20 protein-coding genes, 3 tRNA genes and 6 pseudogenes are annotated in these 25,778 nt (G+C 37.9%); 13 read left to right on the top strand and 16 right to left on the bottom strand.

The annotated features are described in order from the left end of the window. Position 1 precedes the first annotated feature (1 nt). From ACFILU_RS02060 to ACFILU_RS02105, 10 genes and pseudogenes are all read right to left on the bottom strand, one after another. Entirely contained in the window at positions 2-1,093 is a 1,092-nt protein-coding gene (locus ACFILU_RS02060) for a tyrosine-type recombinase/integrase (protein WP_375674533.1), read from the bottom strand. Continuing rightward, positions 1,074-1,642: pseudogene (locus ACFILU_RS02065) on the bottom strand (hypothetical protein). The gene ACFILU_RS02060 and the pseudogene ACFILU_RS02065 overlap by 20 nt, the downstream one beginning before the upstream one ends. 3 nt (positions 1,643-1,645) lie before the next feature. After that, positions 1,646-1,966 (bottom strand): annotated as a pseudogene (locus ACFILU_RS02070) (hypothetical protein). Positions 1,967-2,132: 166 nt separating this feature from the next. Next, positions 2,133-2,464, bottom strand: a pseudogene (locus ACFILU_RS02075) (type II toxin-antitoxin system PemK/MazF family toxin). Then, positions 2,464-2,721 (bottom strand): annotated as a pseudogene (locus ACFILU_RS02080) (AbrB/MazE/SpoVT family DNA-binding domain-containing protein). The pseudogenes ACFILU_RS02075 and ACFILU_RS02080 overlap by 1 nt, the downstream one beginning before the upstream one ends. 126 nt (positions 2,722-2,847) lie before the next feature. Further along, positions 2,848-3,160: pseudogene (locus ACFILU_RS02085) on the bottom strand (hypothetical protein). Positions 3,161-3,331: 171 nt separating this feature from the next. Further along, the gene (locus tag ACFILU_RS02090; protein WP_375674535.1) at positions 3,332-3,661 is read right to left on the bottom strand and encodes a hypothetical protein; all 330 of its coding nucleotides are present in this window, start codon (positions 3,659-3,661) and stop codon (positions 3,332-3,334) included. Between the two features lie 30 nt (positions 3,662-3,691). After that, on the bottom strand, positions 3,692-3,922 hold the full coding sequence (locus ACFILU_RS02095) for a hypothetical protein (RefSeq protein WP_375674537.1): 231 nt from the start codon (positions 3,920-3,922) through the stop codon (positions 3,692-3,694). Beyond that, positions 3,919-4,080 (bottom strand): hypothetical protein, encoded by a 162-nt coding sequence (locus tag ACFILU_RS02100; protein WP_342753378.1) that lies wholly within the window; start codon positions 4,078-4,080, stop codon positions 3,919-3,921. The genes ACFILU_RS02095 and ACFILU_RS02100 overlap by 4 nt, the downstream gene beginning before the upstream one ends. A 535-nt stretch (positions 4,081-4,615) precedes the next feature. Continuing rightward, positions 4,616-4,701: transfer RNA gene (locus tag ACFILU_RS02105), tRNA-Leu, on the bottom strand. Between the two features lie 146 nt (positions 4,702-4,847). Here ACFILU_RS02105 and ilvA point away from each other — a divergent pair. The 3 genes from ilvA (at position 4,848) to ACFILU_RS02120 (ending at position 8,364) form a co-directional block, all read left to right on the top strand. After that, positions 4,848-6,125, top strand: coding sequence for a threonine ammonia-lyase IlvA (gene ilvA, locus ACFILU_RS02110; RefSeq protein ID WP_273791440.1), 1,278 nt, complete (start codon positions 4,848-4,850; stop codon positions 6,123-6,125). 35 nt (positions 6,126-6,160) lie between these two features. Then, positions 6,161-6,691 (top strand): hypothetical protein, encoded by a 531-nt coding sequence (locus ACFILU_RS02115; RefSeq protein ID WP_375674548.1) that lies wholly within the window; start codon positions 6,161-6,163, stop codon positions 6,689-6,691. A gap of 290 nt (positions 6,692-6,981) precedes the next feature. Next, positions 6,982-8,364, top strand: coding sequence for a DEAD/DEAH box helicase (locus tag ACFILU_RS02120; protein ID WP_273791441.1), 1,383 nt, complete (start codon positions 6,982-6,984; stop codon positions 8,362-8,364). A gap of 1,392 nt (positions 8,365-9,756) precedes the next feature. Here the strand turns inward: ACFILU_RS02120 and ACFILU_RS02125 are convergent. After that, positions 9,757-9,831: transfer RNA gene (locus tag ACFILU_RS02125), tRNA-Asn, on the bottom strand. Between the two features lie 200 nt (positions 9,832-10,031). Here ACFILU_RS02125 and ACFILU_RS02130 point away from each other — a divergent pair. From ACFILU_RS02130 to ACFILU_RS02155, 6 genes are all read left to right on the top strand, one after another. Further along, positions 10,032-10,105: transfer RNA gene (locus ACFILU_RS02130), tRNA-Cys, on the top strand. A 220-nt stretch (positions 10,106-10,325) separates the two neighbouring features. Next, positions 10,326-11,000, top strand: coding sequence for a protein-L-isoaspartate O-methyltransferase (locus ACFILU_RS02135; protein WP_273791442.1), 675 nt, complete (start codon positions 10,326-10,328; stop codon positions 10,998-11,000). Between the two features lie 66 nt (positions 11,001-11,066). Beyond that, a complete protein-coding gene (locus tag ACFILU_RS02140; protein WP_375674538.1) occupies positions 11,067-12,359 on the top strand; it encodes a TolC family outer membrane protein in 1,293 nt (430 codons plus the stop codon). Between the two features lie 249 nt (positions 12,360-12,608). Next, positions 12,609-13,163 carry a DUF2497 domain-containing protein gene (locus ACFILU_RS02145; protein WP_375674540.1) on the top strand — a complete coding sequence of 185 codons (555 nt, stop codon included), beginning with the start codon at positions 12,609-12,611 and terminating at the stop codon, positions 13,161-13,163. Between the two features lie 137 nt (positions 13,164-13,300). Then, positions 13,301-16,024, top strand: a complete 2,724-nt coding sequence (locus ACFILU_RS02150) for a valine--tRNA ligase (protein ID WP_375674541.1) — start codon at positions 13,301-13,303, stop codon at positions 16,022-16,024. 1,071 nt (positions 16,025-17,095) lie between these two features. Continuing rightward, positions 17,096-17,887, top strand: coding sequence for a tetratricopeptide repeat protein (locus ACFILU_RS02155; RefSeq protein ID WP_375631473.1), 792 nt, complete (start codon positions 17,096-17,098; stop codon positions 17,885-17,887). A 102-nt stretch (positions 17,888-17,989) separates the two neighbouring features. On the opposite strand, the gene ACFILU_RS02160 is transcribed toward ACFILU_RS02155, so the two are convergent. The 5 genes from ACFILU_RS02160 to xth form a co-directional block, all read right to left on the bottom strand. Beyond that, positions 17,990-18,736 (bottom strand): amino acid ABC transporter ATP-binding protein, encoded by a 747-nt coding sequence (locus ACFILU_RS02160; protein WP_273791447.1) that lies wholly within the window; start codon positions 18,734-18,736, stop codon positions 17,990-17,992. An 11-nt stretch (positions 18,737-18,747) separates the two neighbouring features. After that, the gene (locus ACFILU_RS02165; RefSeq protein WP_273791448.1) at positions 18,748-19,464 is read right to left on the bottom strand and encodes an amino acid ABC transporter permease; all 717 of its coding nucleotides are present in this window, start codon (positions 19,462-19,464) and stop codon (positions 18,748-18,750) included. A gap of 2 nt (positions 19,465-19,466) precedes the next feature. Continuing rightward, positions 19,467-20,219: an amino acid ABC transporter permease gene (locus ACFILU_RS02170; RefSeq protein ID WP_375674542.1), complete on the bottom strand. Its 753-nt coding sequence runs from the start codon at positions 20,217-20,219 to the stop codon at positions 19,467-19,469. A 141-nt stretch (positions 20,220-20,360) separates the two neighbouring features. Continuing rightward, on the bottom strand, positions 20,361-21,266 hold the full coding sequence (locus tag ACFILU_RS02175) for a transporter substrate-binding domain-containing protein (RefSeq protein WP_375631472.1): 906 nt from the start codon (positions 21,264-21,266) through the stop codon (positions 20,361-20,363). 124 nt (positions 21,267-21,390) lie between these two features. Beyond that, positions 21,391-22,173 (bottom strand): exodeoxyribonuclease III, encoded by a 783-nt coding sequence (gene xth / locus ACFILU_RS02180; RefSeq protein WP_375674544.1) that lies wholly within the window; start codon positions 22,171-22,173, stop codon positions 21,391-21,393. A 494-nt stretch (positions 22,174-22,667) separates the two neighbouring features. Between xth and rpsL the strand changes: the two genes are divergently transcribed. From rpsL to ACFILU_RS02200, 4 genes and pseudogenes are all read left to right on the top strand, one after another. Beyond that, a complete protein-coding gene (gene rpsL / locus ACFILU_RS02185; RefSeq protein WP_005773262.1) occupies positions 22,668-23,039 on the top strand; it encodes a 30S ribosomal protein S12 in 372 nt (123 codons plus the stop codon). Positions 23,040-23,057: 18 nt separating this feature from the next. Beyond that, positions 23,058-23,528 carry a 30S ribosomal protein S7 gene (gene rpsG / locus ACFILU_RS02190; RefSeq protein ID WP_273791452.1) on the top strand — a complete coding sequence of 157 codons (471 nt, stop codon included), beginning with the start codon at positions 23,058-23,060 and terminating at the stop codon, positions 23,526-23,528. Positions 23,529-23,551: 23 nt separating this feature from the next. Then, positions 23,552-25,636, top strand: a complete 2,085-nt coding sequence (fusA, locus tag ACFILU_RS02195; RefSeq protein WP_375674546.1) for an elongation factor G — start codon at positions 23,552-23,554, stop codon at positions 25,634-25,636. Positions 25,637-25,698: 62 nt separating this feature from the next. Continuing rightward, a pseudogene (locus ACFILU_RS02200) lies at positions 25,699-25,778 on the top strand (elongation factor Tu); the annotation flags it as partial.

Here is a 25,778-nt window from a genome sequence, read left to right on the forward strand (position 1 = left end):
CTTAAGATTGACCCGTGACATAAGCCGCCCATTTATCCATATAGACACGGCGCTGTTCTAGATAGTCAGTACGACGATAGGCACGTTCTACTTTACCGCCGACCGTATGAGCTAAAATAGTTTCAGCGACCTCATAGGGGGCATCGGTTGTTTCAGCAAGCCAATTGCGTAAACTAGAGCGAAATCCATGGGGGCAGGCGTTTAGTCCAGTCTGTTGCATATATTGTGACATACAGCGTGCAGCGAGGGGACCCCGACCGGTTACAGAAAAGAAAAAATCATTGCGAGAAAGCAGACGCGCTTGTTTTAAGATTTCTAATGCCTCTGTTGATAAAGGGACGCGAAATTCTGTTGTCATATCACGCTTGCCTTTCATATTTTCAGCAGGGATAGTCCATATATCCCCCTCAACTTGATCTTTATGAATATGACATAAGGGATTGCTACGAACCCCTGTAAGGATAAGCAGCCGCAAAGCCAGTTGTGTTATGGTTGATGCTTCACAAAGTGTTTTATAAAAAGCCGGCACATCTTTCCAATCCATGGCTGGTCTATTAGTGACCTTATGGCGTTGTTTACCTAAGAGAGCTTTTGCTTTTTCTGTTGCTTGTAAATCAACATCCAAACCTAATGCAGCCGCGTGTTTGAGACAAAGATTAAGACGTATCAATGCTGTCTGAGCTGTTCCAGCTTTTGTATGCCAAATGGGAGCGAGGGTATTGCGTATCTCTGTTTGTGTAATTTCTGAAACGGGCAGACAACCTAATTTAGGGAGAATGTAAAGCCGCAAAGGAGAAAACCAATGTCCATTTTTCCCATCTCCTTTTAATTCAGCTTTACGACTTTCAAAAGCATCTAGAGCAATATCTTTTAAATAATGAAGATTGCTTATTGCCTCACGTTTTTGTTTATTACGTTCTTTAATGGGGTCACGCCCCTCACGTAAAACAGAACGCCATCCAGTTGCCAATTCACGGGCTTGTTTTAAAGAAACATCTCTTAAAGCACCCAAGCCCATTTCGCGACGACGACCATGAATGGTATAACGGTAAATCCATTGAGCACCTCCATCTTTACGTTTGTGAAGAAGCAAGCCGGCACTGTATGTTTTTGATTAGTCTTTCATTGGCTTTTTTTACAATAGCACTTGCAATCTCTGGCTTTGACATGACCTCAGAAGTTGAGGGTCCCTCTTGTTTTGCAATGGGGAATTGATCTCCATCCGCTCTTTGAAAAACATTACCATTCAGCTTTTTTAACTCAACACGCTTTGGAAAACTCTCACCTTTGATAAAAGCATGGGGTAAGATTTGTTTTTTTTCAAACAGTTGTGTAAGTCACGCCGCGTTTTGTTCTTTTGCTTTAAAAAATTTAAGAAGTATCGGTGTTCCAGAACGAATGATATCTGTCTCAAGAAACCTTGCTCTCGCCTTTTCTTTAATATAAACACCTTGCTTAACACGCTTTGATTTGGCTGATGTAGCATCAGAAATCTTCTTTTCTGCAAAGCGTTCGACTTGTTTTGCAGAGGTGTTTACAGCATTACGCAGAAAGGGGACCAATTAAGGCGAGGGGCTTGAAGACTGGTGAAGGTATCCTTCACCTGTTGAAGGTACCATTTTGGGTGGATACTTAATTTCAACTTCTAAGGCTTTTTGGGAGCAGGTGTTGATGATTGAGAGACCTTAGATGCTTTTGGCTGTTCGAGTGGAATTTCCTCTGTCACTGGTTCAGATGATGTTTGTGCTGCTTCTTGTTTTATCTGCTTAATTTGTTCAACTGCCTTGTCAGGTTTTTCTGTTGTTTTGACCTCAACAAAAAGTTTTGCAGCATTGGCGCGCTTGAGACGTGCCTAGACTTGATTGGAAACTTCAACAAATGGATTATTGGGTGTTGATGGTTCAAAGCGAACAGTGCTTTTATTGTCGCCAACAACACACATTGGCTTAGTGATGACAGCTTTCATTATGGCTCTTTTTGAGTCATAATTAATGACATCATTAGTCAATTATTGATTTTTATTCTGTGAAAAATTGATTAGCCGATTGTCAACAGAAAAAATCATGATCTTATGCTTTTTTACTTTTTACCTAAAGTTGGTGTTTTTAAACATAAAAAAGTGTAGAAAAAATTCAAGTAAGAAATGTTGATAACCTTGCTAAGACTTCATCCATAATTATATATGGAATAGTTTCCATTCTTTTTCCATTACGCGCTACTATATCTAAAGCACGCGGTTGGTCGCAGCGTATCACACCTGTTGTATGCAGCTCTGTTCCTACCAATGAAATAGCAAAATCTGCTGTTCTAGCAAAATTTTCTCCACTCGTAATGGGCAAAACAATGGGTGTTTTGTTAAACGATTAAACGCCTCCGGTGATACAATCAGTACAGGACGCGTTCCTTTTTTCTCACAAACAGAAGTTGGGTCAAGCGATACAAACCAAATTTCACCTCGCTTCATTACAAGAGCTCTCTGCCAGCAGGTTTAGCATCAAACCACTCTACATCTTTATCCGCAAAATCGTCTGAAGGATTACATTGGGCTAACAATTCTTCAAGAGTGTAATTTTGCGATATCTGTGGTTTCACAACCAATTATCCATTGTCAATAACCAAACCCACTTGCATATTTTCAGTAAGATGAAGAACATCAATCAATGCAGGCGGTATAGAGAGTATAACTGATCCTCCAACTTTACGTAATTTTGTTGTGTGCATAAAACGCCCTCTCTAATATTATATAAAAATATAACATAAAGCCCATGATTCAATAGCTTTTTATACTTTTGTGTAAAATGTTTAAGAAGCGCATTTAGAGCAATACGCAATATACTCTGAATAAAGTCAATATTTTTTTATCTCTCTGCTTATCTCGTCTATAAGAGGTTTGTAATTGAGAACGCTTTTCGGAATAGTACCATCGTAAACCCATGCTTTTACTTACGCTTTGGTACTAAAATCCGCATTCTTAGGTGTTTTGTAATACTGACCACCATCAAACTTTTCACACTCTCTTGTACCGTCTTCATATTCGTAGAGGTTGTAAAAATACTCCTCTGCTTCGTCCCCCATAGTGCATATCCAGCGCCGTTGCAGCAAATCTCTTTCGCATGGGCTGTTTACGGTTTTTTAAGAATAGATGTTTTAAAATGAACATGCTTTAATCCTAATTTTACAAATTTGTCTATTTGCCTCAAATTTGATCGTACAGAGCGTTTTATATGATAGGTTTTTTATCATAAAATCTTTAAATTGCTCTGTACGGTGCCATTTTGTCGATTTAAATGCACATCCAATCACAAAACGATCAGCAATTTTCACTAGTTTACTAACCTGCAATGTTTTTCAATGTTCCCCCAAGACCATTTAAAATCCCTTCAAGCTTTTGCTTTTCAACCAACGTGAGTGGTCTTGAATTCTCTCTCATTGCCTTTTCTTTCAGCCTTTTTTCACGGGTGTTCAAAACAGCCTTGCGTACTAGATTGGCTTTCGTCAAAAGACTATTTTCCAAATCACGACATAATCTTACGAATTCACGAGTGCTTGGAAAAAACGTATCCGATAAACCTTCTAACTCATCGCATAAAGTCCGTTTAATCGTTTTTATCAGTGACCACGCAGAAACACTTTCCAAAACCATTTCATAGGTAAGCGCCATACCTTCATGATCTGCCTGTTGCGAAATTTTTCAACCACACGAAAGCATCCGAATTGCTTTAGCTATGTTCTTTTTGCTCGCTTTTATTGAAAACAATTCGTGAAGTTGATCACAAGCATCTAAGGCAATCGTTTCCTGCTGTTGTGTCAATGCACTGCCACTCTTCAAAACCAAAGGAAACTCCGGAGCTATCATCTCGTGAATGTGTTTTAAAGTGACCTCGAGACCCGATATCAAGGGTGCTGTCTGAGATGCGTTCACCAACGCTTTTTTGCCTTTGAGAGTGATTTTCCATAGTTTTTTCCTTTCCCTAAATCCTCGATAGCTTTTTGCACCCAATTGCGCCACGTTGCTTTCCAATCCGTTTTGCGTGCATCCTTGCGTGCTCTAGATTTCCAATAATCTCGAAATTTTGCCATTTCGACTTTCACACGCTTTGGAGGCAAACCCTCTTCAATTGCGAAATCATAAACAGATTCGAAATCATCAGGGATACGACAGCCACGGTCATTTCTAACCCATTTCGCTTTTCTTCATATTATCTTACTCCTGTTAAGAGTGTGAATGTGCTGCTGGTGTTGGAGAAATATTAGGATTGATGATAAGGCGTTTGTTAGATGCAAATGACTTCGAAGAAGAGCTTAAGCATTACAAATCAGTTACAACAGAAGCTAAGCGAATTTTACCAAGCCCTGTTGTGAAAGCTGCTTAATGTTAAAAACACGACTCATTTCCTCATCCTCAAGGATGAGGAGATCAAGATTAACTGCCTCTCCATCCTAAAAGACAAGGAGGAGGTCAACGTGCTAAAAAGGTACCTCAAAAAGCAGCAATGATTCGTATTTTAGCATCATCGCTGTACCGTCTGATAGCGTTATAATAAAGTTGCGAAAGGTGGTTTAATTTTGTTGATTTTTAATAAATCATTGGAAAATAAGAGAGATTAAGATACAATGGTGCGGACGGCGGGACTTGAACCCGCAAGGTCTTCGACCGGCAGATTTTAAGTCTGCTATGTTTACCGTTTTCATCACGTCCGCGATGTGAGTTCTCTCATAAGCTATATCTTTTATTGAATCAAGAATTAATGACAAAAGAAACATTTTTCATTTTTTAGTGAAATTTTGACTGACAATAGTTTCCTTTATCGATAGAAAAAGCTTTTATAATGTAAATAAAGCGTGAAATGATTAGTGTTATGAGTCAATTTATTCAAGACGTCACAAAAGCTATGGTGGGATTGCATCACGTGTTTGCTGAAACACCACTTCAAAGAAATGATTTTCTTAGTCAAAAGTATGATGCAGAAATTTATTTAAAGCGTGAAGATTTAACACCGGTGCGGTCTTATAAGATTCGTGGTGCTTTCAATTTTGTTTCAGAAATGCTTAGCTGTATATCACCAGATTCTGCATTTGTTTGCGCTTCAGCGGGGAATCACGCGCAAGGGGTTTCTTTTGTTTGTCGTTATTTTAAACGTAAAGGCGTGATTTTCATGCCCATGACAACGCCACAACAAAAAATTGAAAAAACACGTATTTTTGGCAAAGAATTCATTGATATTCGTTTGATTGGTGAAACATTTGATCAATGTTATGAAGCTGCGCAATCCTTTGTCGTGGAGAGCGGTGGTGTAATGGCTCCACCTTTCGATGATATTCGCATTATTACAGGGCAGGCAACAGTGCTTTGTGAAGCTGCTTTACAATGGAAAAAACTCAATGGAGAAAGTGAGCCAGATTTGATGATTGTGCCGGTAGGGGGGGGTGGTTTGGCAAGTGGAGTGAGTAAGTTTTTACATGAATATGGTTGGAAAACAAAGATTCGTTTTGTTGAGCCGCAAAGAGCTGCAAGTTTGCTTGCTTGTTTGGAGAGTGGAAAACGCGTTAAGCTTGAAAGCATTGACACTTTTGTAGATGGTGCTGCTGTGGCTGAAATTGGTGCACTAAACTATACAATTCTAAAGAAATTTCCCGCTGATTCTGTCATTACGGTTCCTGAAAACCGCGTTTGTTCTACGATGGTTGAAATGCTTAATGTGGAAGGTGTGGTTCTTGAACCGGCTGGTGCTTTATCGATTGATGCGCTTAACAGTATTCCTCCTCAAGAGTTAAAGGGGAAAAAAATTCTTCTCGTTATTTCAGGAGGTAATTTTGATTTTGAGCGTTTGCCAGAAATTAAAGAGCGTTCTTTACGTTTCCAAGGGTTGAGAAAATATTTTATTTTTAGTTTTCCGCAACATCCTGGTGCATTGCGTCATTTTCTTTCCACATTATCACCAGATGATGATATTGTGCGTTTTGAATATCTTAAAAAATCAGCGAGAAACTTTGGTTCTGTATTGGTTGCGATTGAAACAAAAAAATACGGTAATTTTTGTCTTTTAGAGGAAAAATTTCAAACGTTAGGTTGGCGTTATCGTGATATTACTGATGATCAAACGTTATTTGATTTTGTTATTTGAGAAACTGAAATTTTACTAAAACAAGAAGTATAATGATGAAACCTATTTTTTATTCGGTGCTGAGTCTATTTTTCTTTTTGATTGTTGATCAACAGAGTTTAGCATCTCAGCCAACGATAGTACAAAAAGCTGAACTTTCAAGAGTCGTTGTTGATGTCAATAATGCTATAAAAAATGGGGATTTTATGTCTATTTCTCGTTATATGCCTGAGCGGCTTTATAAAGAGATGGCACATCGATTGAATACAACAGAGAGTGCTTTACGTAGTGATTTTCTTCAACAGTTGCATAGGAAATTTGAGGGGTTGCCTTCTGGTGCTTATTATTTAGATAAAGAAAATATAGAGTATTTACAAACTGATAATGGTACTTTGTATGCTTTAATTCCAACAGTTCTTGATATGAAGGATCGCATCATTCAATATAAAACTTTGGCGATTTTTGATAAAAACCAATGGTATTTAATTTATGGCGGTCAAAAAACTTTACAAAATCCAGTTTTTCTCGAGATTTATCCTGATTTTATCAAGGTACATTTACCGATGGACACAGTCATCAAAAAGTAAACGATCTAAATATTGTTTTTATTCATGATAAATGTATTTCGTAAAGTTCTTGCTTTTTTATCATAATACAAAGATAATAGAGATGAAGGCATTTAGGCTGGTTTGTTGGCTTTTTGTAAAGTGAAGTTTATACGCCTTTATCTTGATTTCAAGGTGTTCATAAGTTGCGCAAGCCGCTTTTTAGGCGTTGCTTCATTTAAAATGTCAGGGATTTCTCTTGCGCGGATTCTTGAGTGAAGAGTTCAGATGGTTACTTCTTTTGAGTTCTTCAGCTAAGGAAAGATTTTATTTTGCCTATAAAAGAAGAAAATGTTTTTACAAAGTTAGGTTTACCTACTCTTTTGATTAAAAATTTACTCATTGCTGGGATGAGTAAACCTAAACCTATACAAGAACAAGCTATTCCAGTGATGTTGAAAGGACACGATATTTTAGGTGTTGCTCAGACAGGCTCTGGAAAAACCTTGGCATTTGGTTTACCTATTTTAAGTCAGATTTTGGCTTTGGGTGATAAACGCTGTCCTAAAACTGCACGCGCTTTGATTTTAGCTCCAACGCGTGAACTTGCTGTTCAGATTGATGAAACGATCCGTACTGTGGCGAAAGGAGCACATCTTTCAACATGTCTTATTTTTGGGGGCGTATCACGTTTAAAACAAATTAAACGTATGGAAGCAGGTGTGGATGTTTTGATAGCGACTCCAGGGCGTTTGAGAGATCTTGTTCGTGAAAAGTGTGTTGATCTTTCCCAATCTCGTTTTTTGATTTTGGATGAAGCAGATCGTATGTTGGATATGGGGTTTATTCATGATGTTAAGCAAATTGCAAAGCTTTTGCATCAAGAGCGTCAGACAGCACTCTTTTCTGCAACAATGCCGAGAGAAATTGCTGTGCTTGCAAAATGTTTACTCAATGATCCGGTTAAAATTGAAGTTGTTCCTCAAGGTACTACGGCTGTAGAGATTTGCCAAAAATTATATTGTGTTCCTACGAATGAAAAAAAGAATGTTTTAAGTAAACTTTTGACAAATCCAGCTTTTGATTCGGTTATTGTTTTTACTCGAACTAAACATGGGGCAGATGCTGTCACACGTAGTTTAGAAAAGATAGGATATTTAGTCGCAACAATTCATGGAAATAAATCACAAGGTGCTCGCCAGTCTGCTTTAAAAGCTTTTCGTGAAAGATCTGTGCAGATCCTAGTGGCAACAGATATTGCTGCACGCGGTATTGATATACCAGGGATAAGTCACGTTATTAATTACGACTTACCAGATGAAGCTGAAAGTTATGTACATCGTATTGGTCGTACAGGACGTAATGGCGCATCTGGTGTAGCACTTACGCTTTTTGATGAGAAGATAGAAAGGTCCCGCTTGCGTGCTATAGAGCGCTTGATTCGTATGAAATTGGTGGCTGAGGCTGTTCCAGAACAATTTGCAGCGTTTCCAGAAAAGCCAATTGTGCGAGAAAGTAAAGAAAACGAAAACGATAAGGAACGCCGTTTTAAAAAATCTAAACGTCAAAAACAGTTTTTAGGTCGAAAAGATGATACCGCACAGTTGCAGCGGAAGAATTCTTCACCTCAAAATGAGAGGCATAAAAAAGCAAAAGCGGTGGCAAAGCGTGCAAAGACTTTTCGTTTTCGGAAATCAGTTAAGAAGGCTGCTTAGATAAAGTCTTGAAAAAAGATCATGTACAGGAGATTTTTTACTTTTGTTGATTTATTCTCAATTGAAAAGAGCTATAAAATACTCTTGTCAAAGTAAGAAGACCCTTTAGAGGTTTTCATTTTTTAGAAATAAAAACCTCTAACTGTTTGGATTTATTTGAAAATCTTTAAAAAATCATTATTGTAAGAGGCAATTATTTATTTGCTTTATTCCCATTTTTTAAAATGGGAATAAAAGTAGATTTTATTTATATAAAATTATTTTTATATAGGATGTGTTTTATCTTTAATGATGACTTTTAATTTTAAAAATTGATGTCTAATAATAACTCACTGTTTTATATATTGAATAGTTCATTATATCGTAAAATTTTTTTCATTTTGAAGCTATTTATGCGGATCAATCAAAAGTATTCACTTGCACGTTATATGTGAAATTATTGTATAAATGGACATTTGAGAAATAAATAAAATGTTCTTATAAACTCTTTCAAAGGCAAGGGGGGGGTGCTAAGATTGAGAGTTGGAAAATAGTATGATGGTATGGCTTTTATTATAAATAAAGATGGGGCTGATCAATCGATTTCATTTTTACCATTTACGGGAGTCACTGTGAAAGAGGCTTGGGGGATTTAAGAGATATCTCTTTAAAAAAGCGTGTGACTGCATAATACAATAGCGAGAATGTCATGATTTCTGAAGGCTTTCTCAGGATTCTCAACAATTTAGCTCGTTATCTTTGTTTTTACTGTAAAACACTATTAGTTTGGGAGGATATAAAGTCTACAAAACTTTATGCATTAAATTTTTTATGACAGTGTGATGAATATCCAAGGTAAGGTTGTTTGTAAAGCGTTGAAGTGGTTAGCAGGAGGAACAACCTGTTAGATAAGACGTCGGAGTGTTTACAGACTTGTTTTATGTTTTTTGCTTTTAGGATGGGGAGGAGGTTATGTGGGGTGTATGGAGATAATATATGACCTTGATTGTTGTTTCTTTCATTTTTCAAAATGATTGCTTCATGAGCAGGCTTTTAAGTTTAATTCCTTTATTGAGTACAAATCATTCTTTCTTTGGAAAAAAATATATGAGAGCGATTCATTGCTGATGGAGCTTAATAATTCATCTCTGATGAAAGAAATCGTAATTTATAATATGCAAATAATTGCTGTGTTCTCTTATAAAGGCGCGGTAGTTTGAAAAAAGTAATCTTATTTGTGCTATTTTAAAATGAATCAATTGCTTTTTGCGTTCATTGCAAAAAATACATCCGGTAGGATATTGCGTTTCTACTTTATTGCAAAAATCCTATTCCATTACTTTTATTAACGAATCCCTCACTGTAAAAAACACCTGGAAAACCAATAAGTTATTTGTGATAGAAAAGATAAAGTGGCTCCCCGGGCCGGATTCGAACCAGCGACCAACCGGTTAACAGCCGGTTGCTCTACCGCTGAGCTACCGGGGAACGGTGCCCAATCATTTAATTGAAAAGGCTATAGCTTGAAAAGGCTATAGCAAAGCAATACTGATTTGCAAAGGATAAAATTACTTTTTTTAAAAAAATATGATAAATTGTGTAATAAGAGGAAAAAAGGCGAGAGAAGATTTCTACACCTTGACGGATGCGTTGCCTTCCCTTATTGAAACCTTTATGTTTGTTGACGAGGCCTCGTGGCGGAATGGTTACGCAGAGGACTGCAAATCCTTGTATCCCGGTTCGATTCCGGGCGAGGCCTCCAGCCGATTTTAAACGAAACGGCTTTTAAGGGAGATGAGGTATAGGAAAATAGATTATTTCCCTCTATTCTTGTGAAGACACTTTTGTATGAGAGATTATACAGTTAAAATCTAATTGTTGACTGTAGCATCCTTTTTTGTAATGCCCATAGTTTAAGAGATCTTTATCCCTTATTGTCGCTGTTTGGTTTGTTTTTTGTAGGTTAGGAGAAAATATTCGTTATGGTTGCAGATTTTGCTGAGCTTCGTCGCAAAATGGTTGACAATCAAATTCGTACAGTCGATGTAACGGATTTATCAGTTCTTGAAGCCTTTTTAACGGTGTCTCGTGAAGATTTTGTATCGGAAGATATGAAAGTGTTAAGTTATCTTGATACCGATATTGTTCTATGTCCAGAGCAAGATGGGGTTCCTGCACGCTATTTGATGAAACCTGCATCTCTAGCGAAATTACTACAGCTTGCCGCTTTAAAATCATCAGATGTTGTTTTAGATATTGGTGCAAATAGTGGTTATTGTGCAGCGTTGCTTGCAAAACTTGCAGGGTCTGTGATTGCGCTGGAAAGTAATAAATCTCTCTTTGAACGTGCTCTTGAAGCTTTAGAACGTAATCAATGTGATAATGTGGTTGTCGTTCATGGTCCATTAGAGCAAGGATATGCTGTTGAGGGACCTTATGATGTGATTTTCATTGAGGGATCTGTTGATTTTATTCCTCAGGGTATTTTTGATCAAATGAAAGACTGTGGACGTCTTGTTGTGGTTGAAGGGTATGGAAATGCTGCTGTTGCACAAATCTATATAAAAGAAGATGGGATCATCTCGGCTCGTCGTGCTTTTAATCTCGCTGTAAAGCCTCTTCCTTGTTTTTTCAAAACACCTGGTTTTGTGTTTTAGTGCTTGTTTGTTTTGTGAATAAAAGATAATTTTGTAATTTATTTGGGGTTTGTTATTGTGTGTATTATGTTTAGAATAAACAAGAAGTTTCAGGCATGTTTATTACTGGTGTTGAGTGTTTTACTATCAGAGACTGTTTGTGCTGAAACATTGATGGATGCCTTTTCTAAGGCTTATAAATATAATGCTAAGTTGAATAGTGAACGTGCAGCTGTGCGTATATCCAGTGATGATGTTGTCATTGCGCGATCAGGGTTATTGCCACAAGTTGAGGGGGTTGGGAACTATGGGCGGAATAAGTCTTTTACAGGTCCTTATGTCACTTCTGGATCTATAGGCGTGAGATTAAATCAAAGATTATTTGATGGTTTTATCACGCAAAATATCTTTTCTTCAGCTCAAGTTAAGTTGCAGGCTCAGCGTGAATATCTTCGTAATGTTGAACAAAATACGTTTCTAGAGGTGGTGACCGCTTATGCTAATGTCTATCACGCACGTCGTGTTGCCGATCTTCGGAGAGAAAATTTGGCAGCTCTTGAGGAACACGTTCGTTCCAATAAAGCAAAATTTGATGTGGGTGAAGGAGGGCATGTTGATCTTGCCCAAGCTCAAGCTGCACGTTCCGTGGCGGTTTCAGAGCTGAGTCTTGCTCGTGCTGATGTAAAAGCAGCAGAGGCAGTGTATCGACAAGTTATTGGTTCTGATCCTGAAAAGTTAAAACGCCCACCCATAGCCAATGATTTTCCCGTCAACCTTGATATGGCTTACCAAATGAGTGTTGTGATGCATCCAGCAATCCTTTATGCTAAATATTTAGTTGATGCGAGTGCTTATAATGTAAAGGCGAAAGAAGGGGCATTGCTCCCTAAAGTTGATTTTTCTGCAACAGCATCTTATAATCGAATCTACAGCGGGGTTGGAGAAGATGGCGTTTCTAAATCTGTAGGATTGTCAGTAAGTGTCCCAATCTTTGAAGGAGGGCGTACGTCTGCGCAAATTCGCCAATCAAGGGAACAGCTTGGACAGGCGCAGCTTCAACTCGATTTGGCGCATAGTAATACGAGGCAAGCACTGACTTCTGCTTGGTTTCAGTTGGAGGGTGCACGCTCATCTGTTATTGCTTACCGTGAAAGTGTTCGTGCTGCTGAAATTGCTCTGAAAGGTCGTGTTCAAGAAAATCGCGTAGGGCAAGCAACGACGCTGGATGTTTTAAATTCTCGTACTCTATTGATTAATGCTCAGATTGCGCTTGCAATGGCGGAGCGTAATGCTGTTGTGGCGAGCTATAGTGTTCAATCTTCTATTGGTAAATTGACTGCAAGTTATTTAGGTTTAAAAACAATTAAATATATCCGATAATGTATAAAAGTATCTCTTTAATCTTAAATTATTTTAGTTTTTAAAAGATTAGTAAATCAACAGTTGAATATGTTAAAAAATATTGCGGCGAGATATTATCTTTATAAAGTGTAGAAAACTGTGTGTAGCGCCCTCTTTATGACAAGCATATTTGAAAATATCGTGGGAGGCATGTTGATCTTATAATTCTTTTGCATACACTGAAAATATGATTCTATTTGTTGTTGCGTCTTTGAGAGGTTGTAAAGTATGGTACAGAGTTCAAGCGTGTTACGTGAGCCAAGTATGGATGAAATTTTAACATCTATTCGTGAAATAATCGAAGAAAATGCGGTTCAATCTGATCACTTTTTAAATGAAGATGTTGCAGTGAATGCTTCAGAAGTTGCATCAGAGAGTATTTATGATACAGCCTTATCGGTTGATGATGCTATGAAAGCTTTAGCTGATCGTATTGGTCTTTCATCTGAAAATCAAGGGGGGAAGATAACGCAAGAGAAAGAGGATATAGAGGCAGAAAATAATACAGTTGGTATGGATATGCAAAAGATGAAGCTTTCTTCTGAAGAACGGAATTCTGTTTATAAAGCAAAAGAATATGAAGATGAGATAAGGAAATCACAGTCAGATGCAGGAAGGGGTGGTCATGTGGAATTGTCTGCATATTGTATTTCTTCTGCAGAAAAGATTGCAAAGGATGTGTTGCGTCCGGCTATAGCAGAATGGTTACAGTCTAAATTGCCTATTTTGCTGGAAGATATTTTGCGTGAAGAGATTGTGAAGGCGATTAAAAAATCGTCTTAATTATTTTTATGTTTTTCATTTTATGGGGATTTTGTTTGCGATTTTGCGAGCTCTCTAGTGAATGGCTGAGATTCACGAGATTCTGATCAGGTTTTGATCATATATTGTGTTTTTCAGCGGCGTTATGGATGGATAGAATGTTAGAAAAAAACTATGATGCTTCCTCTATAGAGCAACGGGTTGCAAAGAGATGGGAGACTCGTGGGGCTTTTAAAGCGGGAGCTGGTTCTAAAAGCGATGCAGAGCCTTTTTGCGTTATGCTTCCACCTCCTAATGTTACAGGCTCACTTCATATGGGGCATGCGCTCAATACGACAATTCAAGATATAATAGTTAGATTTCAGCGGATGCGTGGCAGAAATGTGTTGTGGCAGCCTGGTATGGATCATGCTGGGATTGCTACACAAATGGTTGTGGAGCGTCAACTTGCAGAACGTCAAGAGCCAACGCGTCAAGAAATGGGGAGAGAAAAGTTTATTGAGCGTATTTGGGAATGGCGTTATGAAACTGGAGGCGTTATTGCAAACCAGTTGCGTCGCCTTGGGGTTTCATGTGATTGGTCGCGTGAGCGGTTTACAATGGATGAGGGGTTGTCGCAGGCGGTTCGTGAAGTCTTTGTCACGCTTTATAAGCAAGGGTTGATATATAGGGATAAGCGTCTCGTTAATTGGGATCCTAAATTGTTGACAGCTATTTCAGATCTTGAAGTTGAGCAAAAAGAAGTTCAAGGACATTTGTGGCACTTTAGATATCCACTTGAAGGTAAAACTTTTGATCCAAATGATGCTACAACTTTTATAACAGTGGCGACAACACGACCAGAAACAATGCTTGGTGATACAGGAATTGCTGTTAATCCTGAAGATGAGCGTTATAAAAATCTTATCGGTAAAAATGCTCTTTTGCCGCTTGTTGGTCGTAGGTTATTAATTGTGGGTGATAGCCATGCTGATCCTGAGGCTGGAAGTGGTGCTGTAAAAATCACACCAGCTCATGACTTTAATGACTTTGAAGTAGGACAGCGTAATCATTTACGCTTGATCAATATTTTTACCCAAAAAGCCGAAATTTTTCTTCGTGAAAATGAAGCATTTTTCGATGGTTTGATTTTATCAGATGAATTAAAAATGTTAGTAGAAAATCTCGATAAATCTGATCGTTTTGTTGCTCGCCAGAAGATTATTTCTTTGATGGAAGAACAGGGATATTTAGCTTCTGTTGATGATCATACCCATATGGTTCCTCATGGAGATCGCAGTGGTGTCCCTATTGAGCCTTTTTTGACAGATCAATGGTATGTTCATGCTGCTGAATTAGCAAAGCCAGCGATAGAGGCTGTTCAACAAGGAAAAACGCAGTTTGTTCCCGATAACTGGAAAAAGACTTACTTCAATTGGATGCAGAATATTCAACCTTGGTGCATTTCTCGCCAATTATGGTGGGGACATCAGATTCCTGCTTGGTATGGTCCTGATGGAGCGGTTTTTGTTGAAAAAAGTGAAAAAGAGGCTTTAGATTCAGCTTTTGCTCATTATGGTGAGGTTGTTGACTTAATCCGTGATCCGGATGTTTTAGATACGTGGTTTTCATCAGCTCTTTGGCCTTTTTCAACATTAGGATGGCCAAATAAAACGACTGAATTATCTACTTTTTACCCAACATCTTTATCTGTGACAGGATTTGATATTATTTTTTTCTGGGTTGCTCGTATGATGATGATGGGACTTCACTTTATGGGTGACGTTCCTTTCCCAACGGTTTATGTGCATGCTCTTGTGCGGGATCAAAAGGGCGCAAAGATGTCAAAATCAAAGGGAAATATTATTGATCCCTTAGAGCTTATTGATCAATATAGTGCTGATGCACTTCGATTTACTTTAGCTATTATGGCAGCACAAGGTCGTGATGTAAAACTTGATGTTTCCCGTATTGCTGGTTATCGTAATTTTGCTACGAAATTGTGGAATGCTACCCGATTTGCACAGATGAATGGTGTGAAGCATGATCCAGCTTTTAAACCAGAACAAGCAAAACTGGCGCTTAATCGTTGGATTTTAACAGAGTTATCTAAAACAATTTCAGCAGTTACGACTGGTATTGAACACTATAAATTTAATGAGTCAGCTGCCACTCTTTACCGTTTCATTTGGAATACATTATGTGATTGGTATTTGGAGCTTCTCAAACCTATTTTTCAGGGGGAAAATGAAGATGCTAAAAATGAGGCTCAAGCTTGTACTGCTTGGGTTTTAGATGAAGTTTATAAACTTCTTCATCCTTTTATGCCTTATATGACGGAAGAGTTGTGGTCTCTTACAGAAACGCAAGCCATCAAGCGTGAGGATATGCTCGCATTGACAAAATGGCCAGAGGAAACATTGATAGATGAAGAAGCTGCTGATGATATTAATTGGCTTATTGATGTCGTCACTGGGATTCGGTCTGTACGTTTTGAAATGAATATTCCAGTGGCGACACAAGCACCTCTTGTTGTTGTTGAAGGAGGGGAAGTAACACGAGAGCGTGTGAAGCGTTATGATGCACTTCTTAAAAAATTAGCGCGTATTGAAGTTATTGATTTCTCTGATAAAGTTCCGGAAGTATCAGCACAAATGATTTTGGGAGAGGCTGTTTTTTGTTTACCATTAGGACAGTTGATTGATTTGGAGGCTGAACGTGTTCGTTTGAGGAAGGATGTCAGTAAAATTGAACAAGATATTGAAAAAATATCGCTTAAGTTAAACAACCCCAAATTTATAGCAAATGCAAAAGCAGAAATTGTTGAGCGTGAGCGGAACAGGGTTGTAGAACTGCGTGCAGCGCAGAAGAAAATATTTGTTGCTTTAGAGCGGTTAGATTGATTTCAACTTTTTCTTTTGTTAGTTTTTCATGAACGATCATAAAATCTCTACTGAAATCCATTGTTTTATGTTTATCATTAAAGAGACATCTTTTAAGGCGTCCAAGCCTATTCCACGACGTAGATCATGAATGGTATAACGGTAAATCCATTGGGCTTCCCTTCTTTATGCTTGTGAAGTAACAAGCGCCGGCACCATTCTGTCCAATCCGGACAGCCCTTGGCACTTAAGACCGTTCATAAGAGGCATTTTTAGTTCTTTCTTACACAGAGTTTTTATCCACATAGCTTTCTCTGCTTGTAATGTGCAAGCGGATGATTTTGATTGATTTAACATGGAGCACGTTTGGAATGAGAGAATCTTACGATATTCGAGGGCCTCATTCAACATGCAAAAAGGAAATTATAATTATAAATCAATTTCTTGCTTTATTACTGTAAAATATCATCATTTAGAGTAGCAATATAAGGTATGTAAAATTACACATGTGGTATTTTTTTGTATGAGTGGTGAGTATTCTAAGGTAGAACTTGTGTGTAAAGTATGAAGTAACCCCATGTGAAATGATGTCAGGTGCAATCCGTTAAATAAAAAGCTGTATTGTTTATAGATTGACGGAGACAAAAAACTTCATCCTTAAGGTGGTAAGGCAGTCGTGAAGTTATAAGTTAATTATCATCATTATATTTATCCATCTTTCGTATTGTTTTTTATACTTAAACGCTTACCATTCATCATGTATTCTCTTCGTTCTCAAGTTGTTGTTTAATGCACGTTATTTTATTGAACGATTTTTGCTCATACGTATAAAATTTTAAGATCGATAAATCTTAGAATGTTAAAGGATGTGTTACAAAATATAGAATGATGATTTATATTTAAAAATCAATTTGTTATATATAAAAATGGATACTTAATTTTATCGAACATTTTGGATGGTTTTTATCTATTTGTTTTTTCTTTTAAAATTTTTACTTTAAAATTGCGTATGCTTCTTACTAAGAAAAAGAGTTTAAATATCTACAAAGAAATTCGTAACAGATATAATCATTAAAATTGAGGTAGGGGGAAATGGTTAATAGGTTTCAGATATGGAAAAAAGTCACGATTGTTGTGATTTTAGGGGGATTCTTTTCGACTGTTTATGTAATAGATGTCAATAGCTTGCAAGAAGCGAATGATGGTTCGTTTTATTTTTTAAAACGTGGCATGTCTGCTTATAAAAATGGGCATATAAATCAGGCTATTGCAGCATTACGTTGTGCAGCTAAGAGAGGCCATATTGGTGCGAATTGGAAACTTGGCTCTATCTATGCAAACGGTGATGGTGTCTCTAAAAATGATTATAAGGCATATAATTTTTTTGCATATATTGTTGAAAAAGGTGCTGATCTTGGTTCAGAGGATGAAAGTTATGTTTCTGACGCATTGGTTAAACTTGCGGGATATATAAAAAAAGGTATTCCTCAATCACCTGTGAAACCTGATCCTTCTTATGCTGCTCATCTTTATATGCAGGCTGCGGTAAACTATGGAAATCCTAAAGCTCAGTATCATTTAGGAAAAATATTTTTAAAGGGAGAGGGAAGGGAGAAAAATCTTATACAAGCAGCACGATGGTTTCAACTTTCAGCAAAAAAAGGAAATCCTTCCGCCCAAGCAATGCTTGGAAATATACTGCTTAAAGAAGGAAAAATTGTCCGTGGGGCAGCAATGTTAACTGCTGCCTATGAAAAAGCTAACGTAAAAGACAAAAATTGGATTCACCCTTTGCAAGAAGAGGCTTTTGCTCTTTGTAATGAATCTGAGAGACGTACAGCAATTTCACTGGTTGCTGAGATTTTAAAGAATAACAGTTTTTAAACATCTGATTGTAATATTTTTACATTCTCTCATCTTATATTAAACTCTGTTTCCTTGTATACAAGTTCATAGTAAAGATAGCTTTTTTTGATAATCTAACGGCTAATGACTTAGGATTTTAGACAAAAATTCTTGCGTTCTTGGTTTTCTTGCTTGCGGATCAGAAAAGAACTCTTTAGATGAGCAGTCTTCAAGAATTGTTCCTTGATCTATGAAAATAACACGCTCCGAGACTTTTTGTGCAAATCCCATTTCATGGGTTACACAAATCATCGTCATACCTTCTTCTGCTAAGCTAATCATGACATCGAGTACTTCACCTACCATTTCAGGATCTAGAGCAGATGTTGGTTCATCAAAAAGCATGACAAGTGGATCCATAGTTAAGGCACGTGCAATAGCAACACGTTGTTGTTGCCCTCCAGAAAGTTGACCAGGATATTTATCTTTGTGTTCAATGAGTCCAACGCGTTCAAGATATAACAATCCGCGTTCAAGTGCTTCTTTTTTGCTTCGTTTTAGGACTTTGATTTGTGCAATTGTCAAATTTTCTGTGACAGATAAATGGGGGAAAAGCTCGAAGTGTTGAAACACCATTCCTACCTGACTTCGCAATTTAGGCAGATTCGTTTTTTTTGAATGAACAGGTATTCCATTAATCCAAATTTCACCTTTTTGAAAAGGGACGAGAGCGTTAATAGTTTTAATGAGTGTTGACTTTCCGGAGCCTGATGGACCACAAACGACAACGACTTCTCCTTTATTAATGTTGGTTGTACAGTTTTTAAGGACTTTAATTTCGCCATACCAATTAGAAACATTTTTTATTTCGATCATATGAGTAGACATTTTTTTTCCTGTTAGCGAATAATGGATACTTTTTTTTGTAAATACAAAACTATTTGTGACAGTGTAAAACAGATAACAAAATAGAAAATAGCTGCTAAGATATAAGCTTCTTGCTTTACACCAAAATTATTAGCAGCAATATCAAAACCATTCAAAAGGCTATGACCACTGATGGCATAAACAAGGGTTGTATCCTGAAAAAGGATAATAACTTGTGTTAAAAAGACTGGAAGCATATCTCTAAAGGCTTGAGGAAGAATGACAATGTACATACTTTGCCAATATGTCATTCCAAGAGCTTGTCCTGCATATTTTTGTCCTTGCGGAACTGAATTGATTCCAGCACGCATAATCTCAGCAAAATAAGCCGTTTCAAATGCGGTAAAGGTAATGAGTGCTGATTTATTTGCACCGATGGATATACCGGTTAAAAAAGGCAGAAGCACGAAAAACCATAAGATAACCATCACAAGTGGTATTGAACGCATAGCTGTTATGTAACCTATTGCAAACCAAGAAAGAAGTTTTATGGAAGAAAGGCGCATCATTGCTAAAAGCGTACCGAAAACAAACCCCAACACCGTTGCAAAAAGAGTTAGAAAAACGCTAAAGAGTAAACCTGATAAAATGTAAGAACGAAATACATCAAAGGTAAAAAAGGAAAAATCAAAATCGGAAAAATTGAAAGGAGAATAAAGTCCAAACTGAGAGCTTATGAAATTCATCATATTCAATTTCCCTTTGTTTGAAAATTAGGAATTTTGAGTATTTGTTCAATGACTGTCATCACAATGAATACGAATAAGGCTATTAGAATATAAAGAGCCGTAACAAGTAAATAATTTTCGTAAACATGGCTTACCTCTTCAATTGCTTGGTATTGAAATTGCATGAGCTCATTTATTGAAACGGCGAATGCTATAGACGAATTTTTCACAATGCCCATTGCTTCTGAAGTAAGAGGTGGCATAATTGCACGTATAGCACGTGGTAGTATAATATAGCGATAACTTTGATAAGTTGTAAACCCCATTGCCATAGCAGCATAGCGTTGTCCAGAAGGAATCGCTTCAATGCCTGAACGAACCTGTTCTGCAATGCGTGCAGATGTAAAGAATCCCAATGCGCATGTTATTAAGAGAATGGGGGAAAAATTCATCGCTGGTGGATAAATCTTCGGAACAACAAAATACCACAAAAACACTTGTACAAGGAGGGGAATATTACGCATAATCTCTACCCAAATAGTACCGATAGTGCGAAATATATAATTGGTTATGGATGTTTTGGGTAAAGTGCGCATTGTTCCTATAACAACACCACACAATACAGCTAATATAAGTGAAGTGATAGACAATATAACCGTATTTTTAAAGCCATCGAGAAGTGTATCTAAATAGGTATGGCTCACGCCGGGAGTCCCCAAGCATCCTGTTACCAATGTTTGAGTAAGGTCATCTCTACAAAGGAAAGAAAAGTCCATTAATTGATATTCCCTCAAATTAGTCATTCACAAATAGGGCAATAAACCAAGCGCATCTACATAGGCCAAATTTATTAAAAAGTGAATTAAAATATAAACCACACTCAATTTCAAAAGAGTGTGGTTCTTTTTTATTAAATTCTATAAATCTTTTTCTGCGTAGCTTTCTCGAGGTTTATTATTTGGGTGATCCCAAGCATATCTTGTTTGTTTTGACAAGGGAAGGTTCATAACAGTGTTAGCAGGTGGGATCGGTTTCATAAACCACTTATTATAAAGCTTTTCCAGTGATTCATCTTTAATCTGACGTACGATACTATCGTTGATTGTTTGTTCAAATTTTTTGTCATTTAATCTGAGCATACAGGCAATAGGTTCGACTGAAAGTACAGTATCAAGAATGACATAATCAGATGGATTCTTTGATTTAGCAATATGTCCAGCAAGAATTGAAGCGTCCATGACAAAAGCATCTGCCTTACCAGATTCTAATAACAAAAAACTATCTCCGTGATCTTTCCCCTTTAAAACTTTAAACTGAATGTTTTTTGCACGTTTATTTTTACGAATAAGTTGAACAGATGTTGTACCGGTGGTCGTTGCAACTGTTTTTCCATTTAAATCCTCAAGAGATTTAATGTTAGAGTTTTTCTTTACAGCAATCCGAACCTCCTCAATGTATGTCGTATAAGCAAATGCTGCTTCTTTACTGCGGGCAAGATCATGTGTTGTTGAGCCGCACTCAAAATCATAGGTTTTATTTTTTAAGAGAGGAATTCTATTTTGAGAAGTGATGGGAAGATAATGAATTTTAATTGGTTTACCAATTTTTTTTGAGATATCATCAATGATCCGTTCTGCCATTTCTGTATGAAAACCTACATATTTATTATTACCAAGGGCGTAGGCTAAACCAGATGATTCACGGACACCTAAAGTAATTTCCCCTGTTCGTTTTATTTTTTCAAGAGTATCATGTTCAGCATGTGCGAAACTTGAGAATCCAATGGCCGTTGCTGCAATAAGCATTAACAATGATTTCTTCATTTATGTCCTCCATTCATTTATTTTTATTTTAGTTGCTTAAGATATACTGTTTATATGCTGTAGCATAGTTATTATTTTTGAGTGGATTTTTTTTGTTGTCTCATGAAATGAGGATTGTACTTTCTTAATTGATATTAAGGTGAATCCAAACAGGAACGTGGTCGGATGGTTTTTGATATCCCCTTACTTCTGCTTGGCTATGAGCGCAAATTAGTTGATCAACAGCTTCTGGTGATAATAATAAATGATCAATGCGAATCCCATTATTCTTAGGCCAGGCACCTGCCTGAAAATCCCAAAAACTGAAGGAGGGAGTATCGGTGACATTCCGGATAGCATCATAAAAACCTAAATGAAGAATACGTCGGAATGCTTTTCTTGTTTCTCCAAGAAATAAGGCATCTTGATACCATTCTTGAGGTTTTTTTGCATCTAATGGAGCGGGGATGACATTATAATCACCCGCTAGAATAAGGGGTTCTTCATACGCAAGCAATGATTTTGCATGTGTATATAATCTTTCCATCCATTCTATCTTATAGGAATATTTTTCACTCTCAATAGGATTCCCATTTGGCAAATAGAGAGATACAACACGAACAACACCTTTGTTTGTTGAATAAACTGCTTCAATGTAACGTGTTTGTTTATCATTATCATTGCCTGGTAATCGACGGATCACTTCATCTGGTGTTTTTTTAGAGAGAATCGCAACGCCATTAAAACTTTTTTGTCCGTGTGTTTCTATATGGTAACCTAAACTTTCAATTGCATCGCGTGGAAAATTTTCATCAATACTTTTAATTTCCTGTAAACAGACTATGTCCGGCTGGCTTTGCTGCAGCCATTGACATAATGTTTCATGTCGTGCTTTTATCCCGGCAATATTCCACGTTGCTATTTTCATGGCGCTCATCATTAGATATCAAATATGCAATTCAATTTACTGCATTTATGTTTTACTACAGTCATATCGCTACTTTTTTTTATTTATAGGGGATATTACTTATGGTAAATTGATTTATCAAGAGTAGCGGTAAAAGCAAATTTAAAGCTTTAAAATTTAATTTATTTTCATTTTTAAAAACTTTCTGTTGTTTAGTTCTTGACGAATGTACGTGTTCTCGCTATTAGAGATGGATATAGCCGATGTGGGTGTAATCAGGTACTTTGGATATGAACCGGAAGATTATTCACAGGTGTTAAGAAGATTAAAAGTAAATCCTAGTGCAAAAGGCTACTGCCTTCTCTGCTTATGGTCGGGTAAACTGTTTTTTGCAGGTGTGCCCGATTTTGTGTGTAGACTTAAATATCTGTTCCGATTCTGTTGGGGTGGATGGAAATGAAAATAGAAAAGCCCGATTGGGTGAGAAGAATATAGATCAAAAAGAGGAAGGTTGCATGCCTACCGTAAATCAGTTGATTCGTAAGCCGCGTGTGGCGCCAGTTAAACGTAATAAGGTTCCTGCTCTGCAGTCGAATCCGCAGAAGCGTGGTGTTTGTACGCGTGTTTATACAACAACGCCGAAGAAACCTAATTCTGCTCTTCGTAAAGTTGCTAAAATTCGCTTGACGAATGGATTTGAGGTGATTGGTTATATTCCTGGAGAGGGACATAATCTTCAAGAGCACTCTGTTGTGATGATTCGTGGTGGTCGTGTAAAAGATTTGCCAGGAGTTCGTTATCACATTATTCGTGGTTTGCTTGATACCCAGGGTGTCAAGAATCGTAAACAGCGTCGTTCAAAGTATGGCGCAAAGCGTCCAAAATAATATTGAGAGACAAAGCCAATGTCCCGTCGTCATAGAGCAGAAAAGCGTGAGATTAATCCAGATCCAAAATTTGGTGATTTGGTTATTATGAAATTTATGAATGCCATTATGTTTGATGGTAAAAAATCAGTTGCAGAGCGTATTGTTTATGGTGCACTCGATTCTGTAGAAAAAAGAGTAAAAACAGATCCTGTGGCTCTATTTCATCGGGCCTTAGAGAATGTTGCTCCTCATATTGAGGTTCGTTCACGCCGTGTTGGTGGTGCTACTTATCAAGTTCCGATTGATGTTCGTCCTGATCGTCGTCAGGCTCTTGCTATTCGTTGGTTGATTGCGGCGGCGCGTGGTCGAAATGAAACGACGATGGTTGAGCGTTTATCTGGTGAATTGATGGATGCGGCTAATAATCGTGGTTCTGCCGTGAAAAAGCGTGAAGATGTTCATCGTATGGCTGAAGCTAATCGTGCTTTTTCTCACTATCGCTGGTAGAAGTTTTAAACAAGGCAAATATAATGGCTCGCGAATATAAAATTGAAGATTATCGTAATTTTGGTATTATGGCGCATATTGATGCTGGTAAGACTACGATGACTGAACGTATTCTGTTCTATACCGGTAAGAATCATAAAATTGGCGAGACCCATGATGGTGCTTCTACGATGGATTGGATGGAGCAGGAGCAGGAGCGCGGTATTACGATTACGTCTGCTGCGACAACGACGTTTTGGGAAGGGCAGGACGGTCGGAAGCGTCGCTTTAATATTATTGATACGCCAGGGCACGTTGATTTTACGATTGAAGTTGAGCGCTCTTTGCGTGTTCTTGATGGCGCAATAGCCTTGTTGGATGCAAATGCTGGTGTGGAGCCTCAGACGGAAACTGTTTGGCGGCAAGCTGAGAAATATCGCGTGCCTCGTATGGTTTTTGTTAATAAAATGGACAAAATAGGAGCTGACTTTTATCGTAGTGTGGAGATGGTTGGTTCTCGGTTGGGTGCTAAAGCGCTTGTTTTGCAGTTGCCGATTGGTGCTGAAAATGACTTTGAAGGTGTTGTTGATCTTGTAGAAATGAAGGCTTTAAAGTGGGATGGTTCTATTGGTGCCTCGGCGGTGATAAGTGAAATTCCCTCTGATTTAAAGGGGAAAGCTGAAGAATATCGCGAAAAATTGATTGAGATGGCTGTGGAGGTTGATGAAGCAGCGACAGAGGCTTATTTAGAGGGTGTTATGCCAACCAACGAGCAGCTTGTTTCTCTCATTCGTAGGGGGACAGTAGAAGTTCAGTTTCATCCGGTTCTTTGTGGTACGGCTTTTAAAAACAAGGGGGTGCAGCCACTTTTGGATGCTGTTGTTTCCTATCTTCCTTCTCCAGTTGATATTCCGGCGATTAAGGGTATTGATGTAAAGACTGAGGCTGAGACGACACGCGAATCTTCTGATGATGCTCCGCTATCTATGCTTGCTTTTAAAATTATGAATGATCCTTTTGTTGGTTCATTGACGTTTTGTCGTATTTACTCAGGTAAAGTTCAGAAAGGTATTTCTCTTGAGAATACTGTGAAAAAGAAGAAAGAGCGTTTGGGGCGTATGCTTCAAATGCATTCAAATTCTCGTGAGGATATTGAAGAAGCTTTTGCTGGTGATATTGTTGCTCTTGCAGGACTTAAGGAGACGACAACAGGGGATACTCTTTGTGATCCTTTGAAGCCTGTTATTTTGGAGAGGATGGAATTTCCAGAGCCTGTTATTGAGATTGCAATTGAGCCGAAAACAAAAGCAGATCAAGAAAAAATGGGTATTGCTCTTAACCGTCTAGCGGCCGAAGATCCTTCATTTCGTGTTAAATCGGATGAGGAATCTGGTCAGACTATTATAGCTGGAATGGGTGAGCTTCATCTTGATATTATTGTTGACCGTATGCGGCGTGAGTTTAAGGTTGAAGCGAATGTTGGGCAACCTCAAGTTGCTTATCGTGAGTCAATTACTAAAATGGCGGAAATTGATTATACGCATAAGAAGCAATCGGGTGGTGCCGGTCAATTTGCTCGTGTGAAAATTGTTTTTGAGCCTCATGATGGTGATGACTTTATTTTTGAGTCAAAGATTGTTGGTGGTGCTGTTCCTAAAGAATATATTCCCGGCGTCCAAAAGGGGATTGAGAGTGTTATGGGGTCAGGTCCTCTTGCGGGCTTTCCTATGCTTGGTGTAAAAGCGACTCTCATTGATGGTGGTTATCACGATGTTGATTCTTCGGTTTTGGCTTTTGAGATTGCGGCTCGTGCGGCTTTTCGTGATGGGGCAAAGAAGGCTGGTGCACAGCTTCTTGAACCGATCATGAAGGTGGAAGTTGTTACACCAGATGATTATGTTGGTGATGTTATTGGTGATCTCAATTCTCGTCGGGGACAGATTTCAGGAACTGAAGCGCGCGGCATTGCAACGGTTGTGAATGCAATGGTTCCTTTGGCGAATATGTTTGGTTATGTGAATACTCTTCGCTCTATGAGTCAGGGGCGTGCGCAGTATACAATGCAGTTTGATCATTACGAGCCTGTACCTTCGGCTGTTGCTTTGGAGATTCAAAAGAAATACGCGTAATTTCAGGTTGGTAATTAATTTTTAACTTAGTCCTTGGCTTGGACGGAAAATGGAGAGCTCAAATGGCGAAGAGCAAGTTTGAACGAACAAAACCGCATGTTAATATTGGTACGATTGGTCACGTTGATCATGGGAAGACCTC

The sequence above is a fragment of the Bartonella sp. CL100XZDX genome (assembly GCF_042195375.1).
Taxonomy (GTDB): Bacteria; Pseudomonadota; Alphaproteobacteria; order Rhizobiales; family Rhizobiaceae; genus Bartonella.

Coding starts and splice junctions, on each gene's coding strand:
- ilvA (WP_273791440.1), top strand. CDS start 4,848: ATGATTAGTGTTATGAGTCAATTTATTCAAGACGTCACAAAAGCTATG.
- ACFILU_RS02175 (WP_375631472.1), bottom strand. CDS start 21,266: ATGAAGAAATCATTGTTAATGCTTATTGCAGCAACGGCCATTGGATTC.
- rpsG (WP_273791452.1), top strand. CDS start 23,058: ATGTCCCGTCGTCATAGAGCAGAAAAGCGTGAGATTAATCCAGATCCA.
- fusA (WP_375674546.1), top strand. CDS start 23,552: ATGGCTCGCGAATATAAAATTGAAGATTATCGTAATTTTGGTATTATG.
- ACFILU_RS02170 (WP_375674542.1), bottom strand. CDS start 20,219: ATGGACTTTTCTTTCCTTTGTAGAGATGACCTTACTCAAACATTGGTA.
- ACFILU_RS02155 (WP_375631473.1), top strand. CDS start 17,096: ATGGTTAATAGGTTTCAGATATGGAAAAAAGTCACGATTGTTGTGATT.
- ACFILU_RS02165 (WP_273791448.1), bottom strand. CDS start 19,464: ATGATGAATTTCATAAGCTCTCAGTTTGGACTTTATTCTCCTTTCAAT.
- ACFILU_RS02150 (WP_375674541.1), top strand. CDS start 13,301: ATGTTAGAAAAAAACTATGATGCTTCCTCTATAGAGCAACGGGTTGCA.
- ACFILU_RS02135 (WP_273791442.1), top strand. CDS start 10,326: ATGGTTGCAGATTTTGCTGAGCTTCGTCGCAAAATGGTTGACAATCAA.
- ACFILU_RS02160 (WP_273791447.1), bottom strand. CDS start 18,736: ATGTCTACTCATATGATCGAAATAAAAAATGTTTCTAATTGGTATGGC.
- xth (WP_375674544.1), bottom strand. CDS start 22,173: ATGAAAATAGCAACGTGGAATATTGCCGGGATAAAAGCACGACATGAA.
- ACFILU_RS02115 (WP_375674548.1), top strand. CDS start 6,161: ATGAAACCTATTTTTTATTCGGTGCTGAGTCTATTTTTCTTTTTGATT.
- ACFILU_RS02100 (WP_342753378.1), bottom strand. CDS start 4,080: ATGGCAAAATTTCGAGATTATTGGAAATCTAGAGCACGCAAGGATGCA.
- ACFILU_RS02090 (WP_375674535.1), bottom strand. CDS start 3,661: ATGGCGCTTACCTATGAAATGGTTTTGGAAAGTGTTTCTGCGTGGTCA.
- ACFILU_RS02145 (WP_375674540.1), top strand. CDS start 12,609: ATGGTACAGAGTTCAAGCGTGTTACGTGAGCCAAGTATGGATGAAATT.
- rpsL (WP_005773262.1), top strand. CDS start 22,668: ATGCCTACCGTAAATCAGTTGATTCGTAAGCCGCGTGTGGCGCCAGTT.
- ACFILU_RS02140 (WP_375674538.1), top strand. CDS start 11,067: ATGTTTAGAATAAACAAGAAGTTTCAGGCATGTTTATTACTGGTGTTG.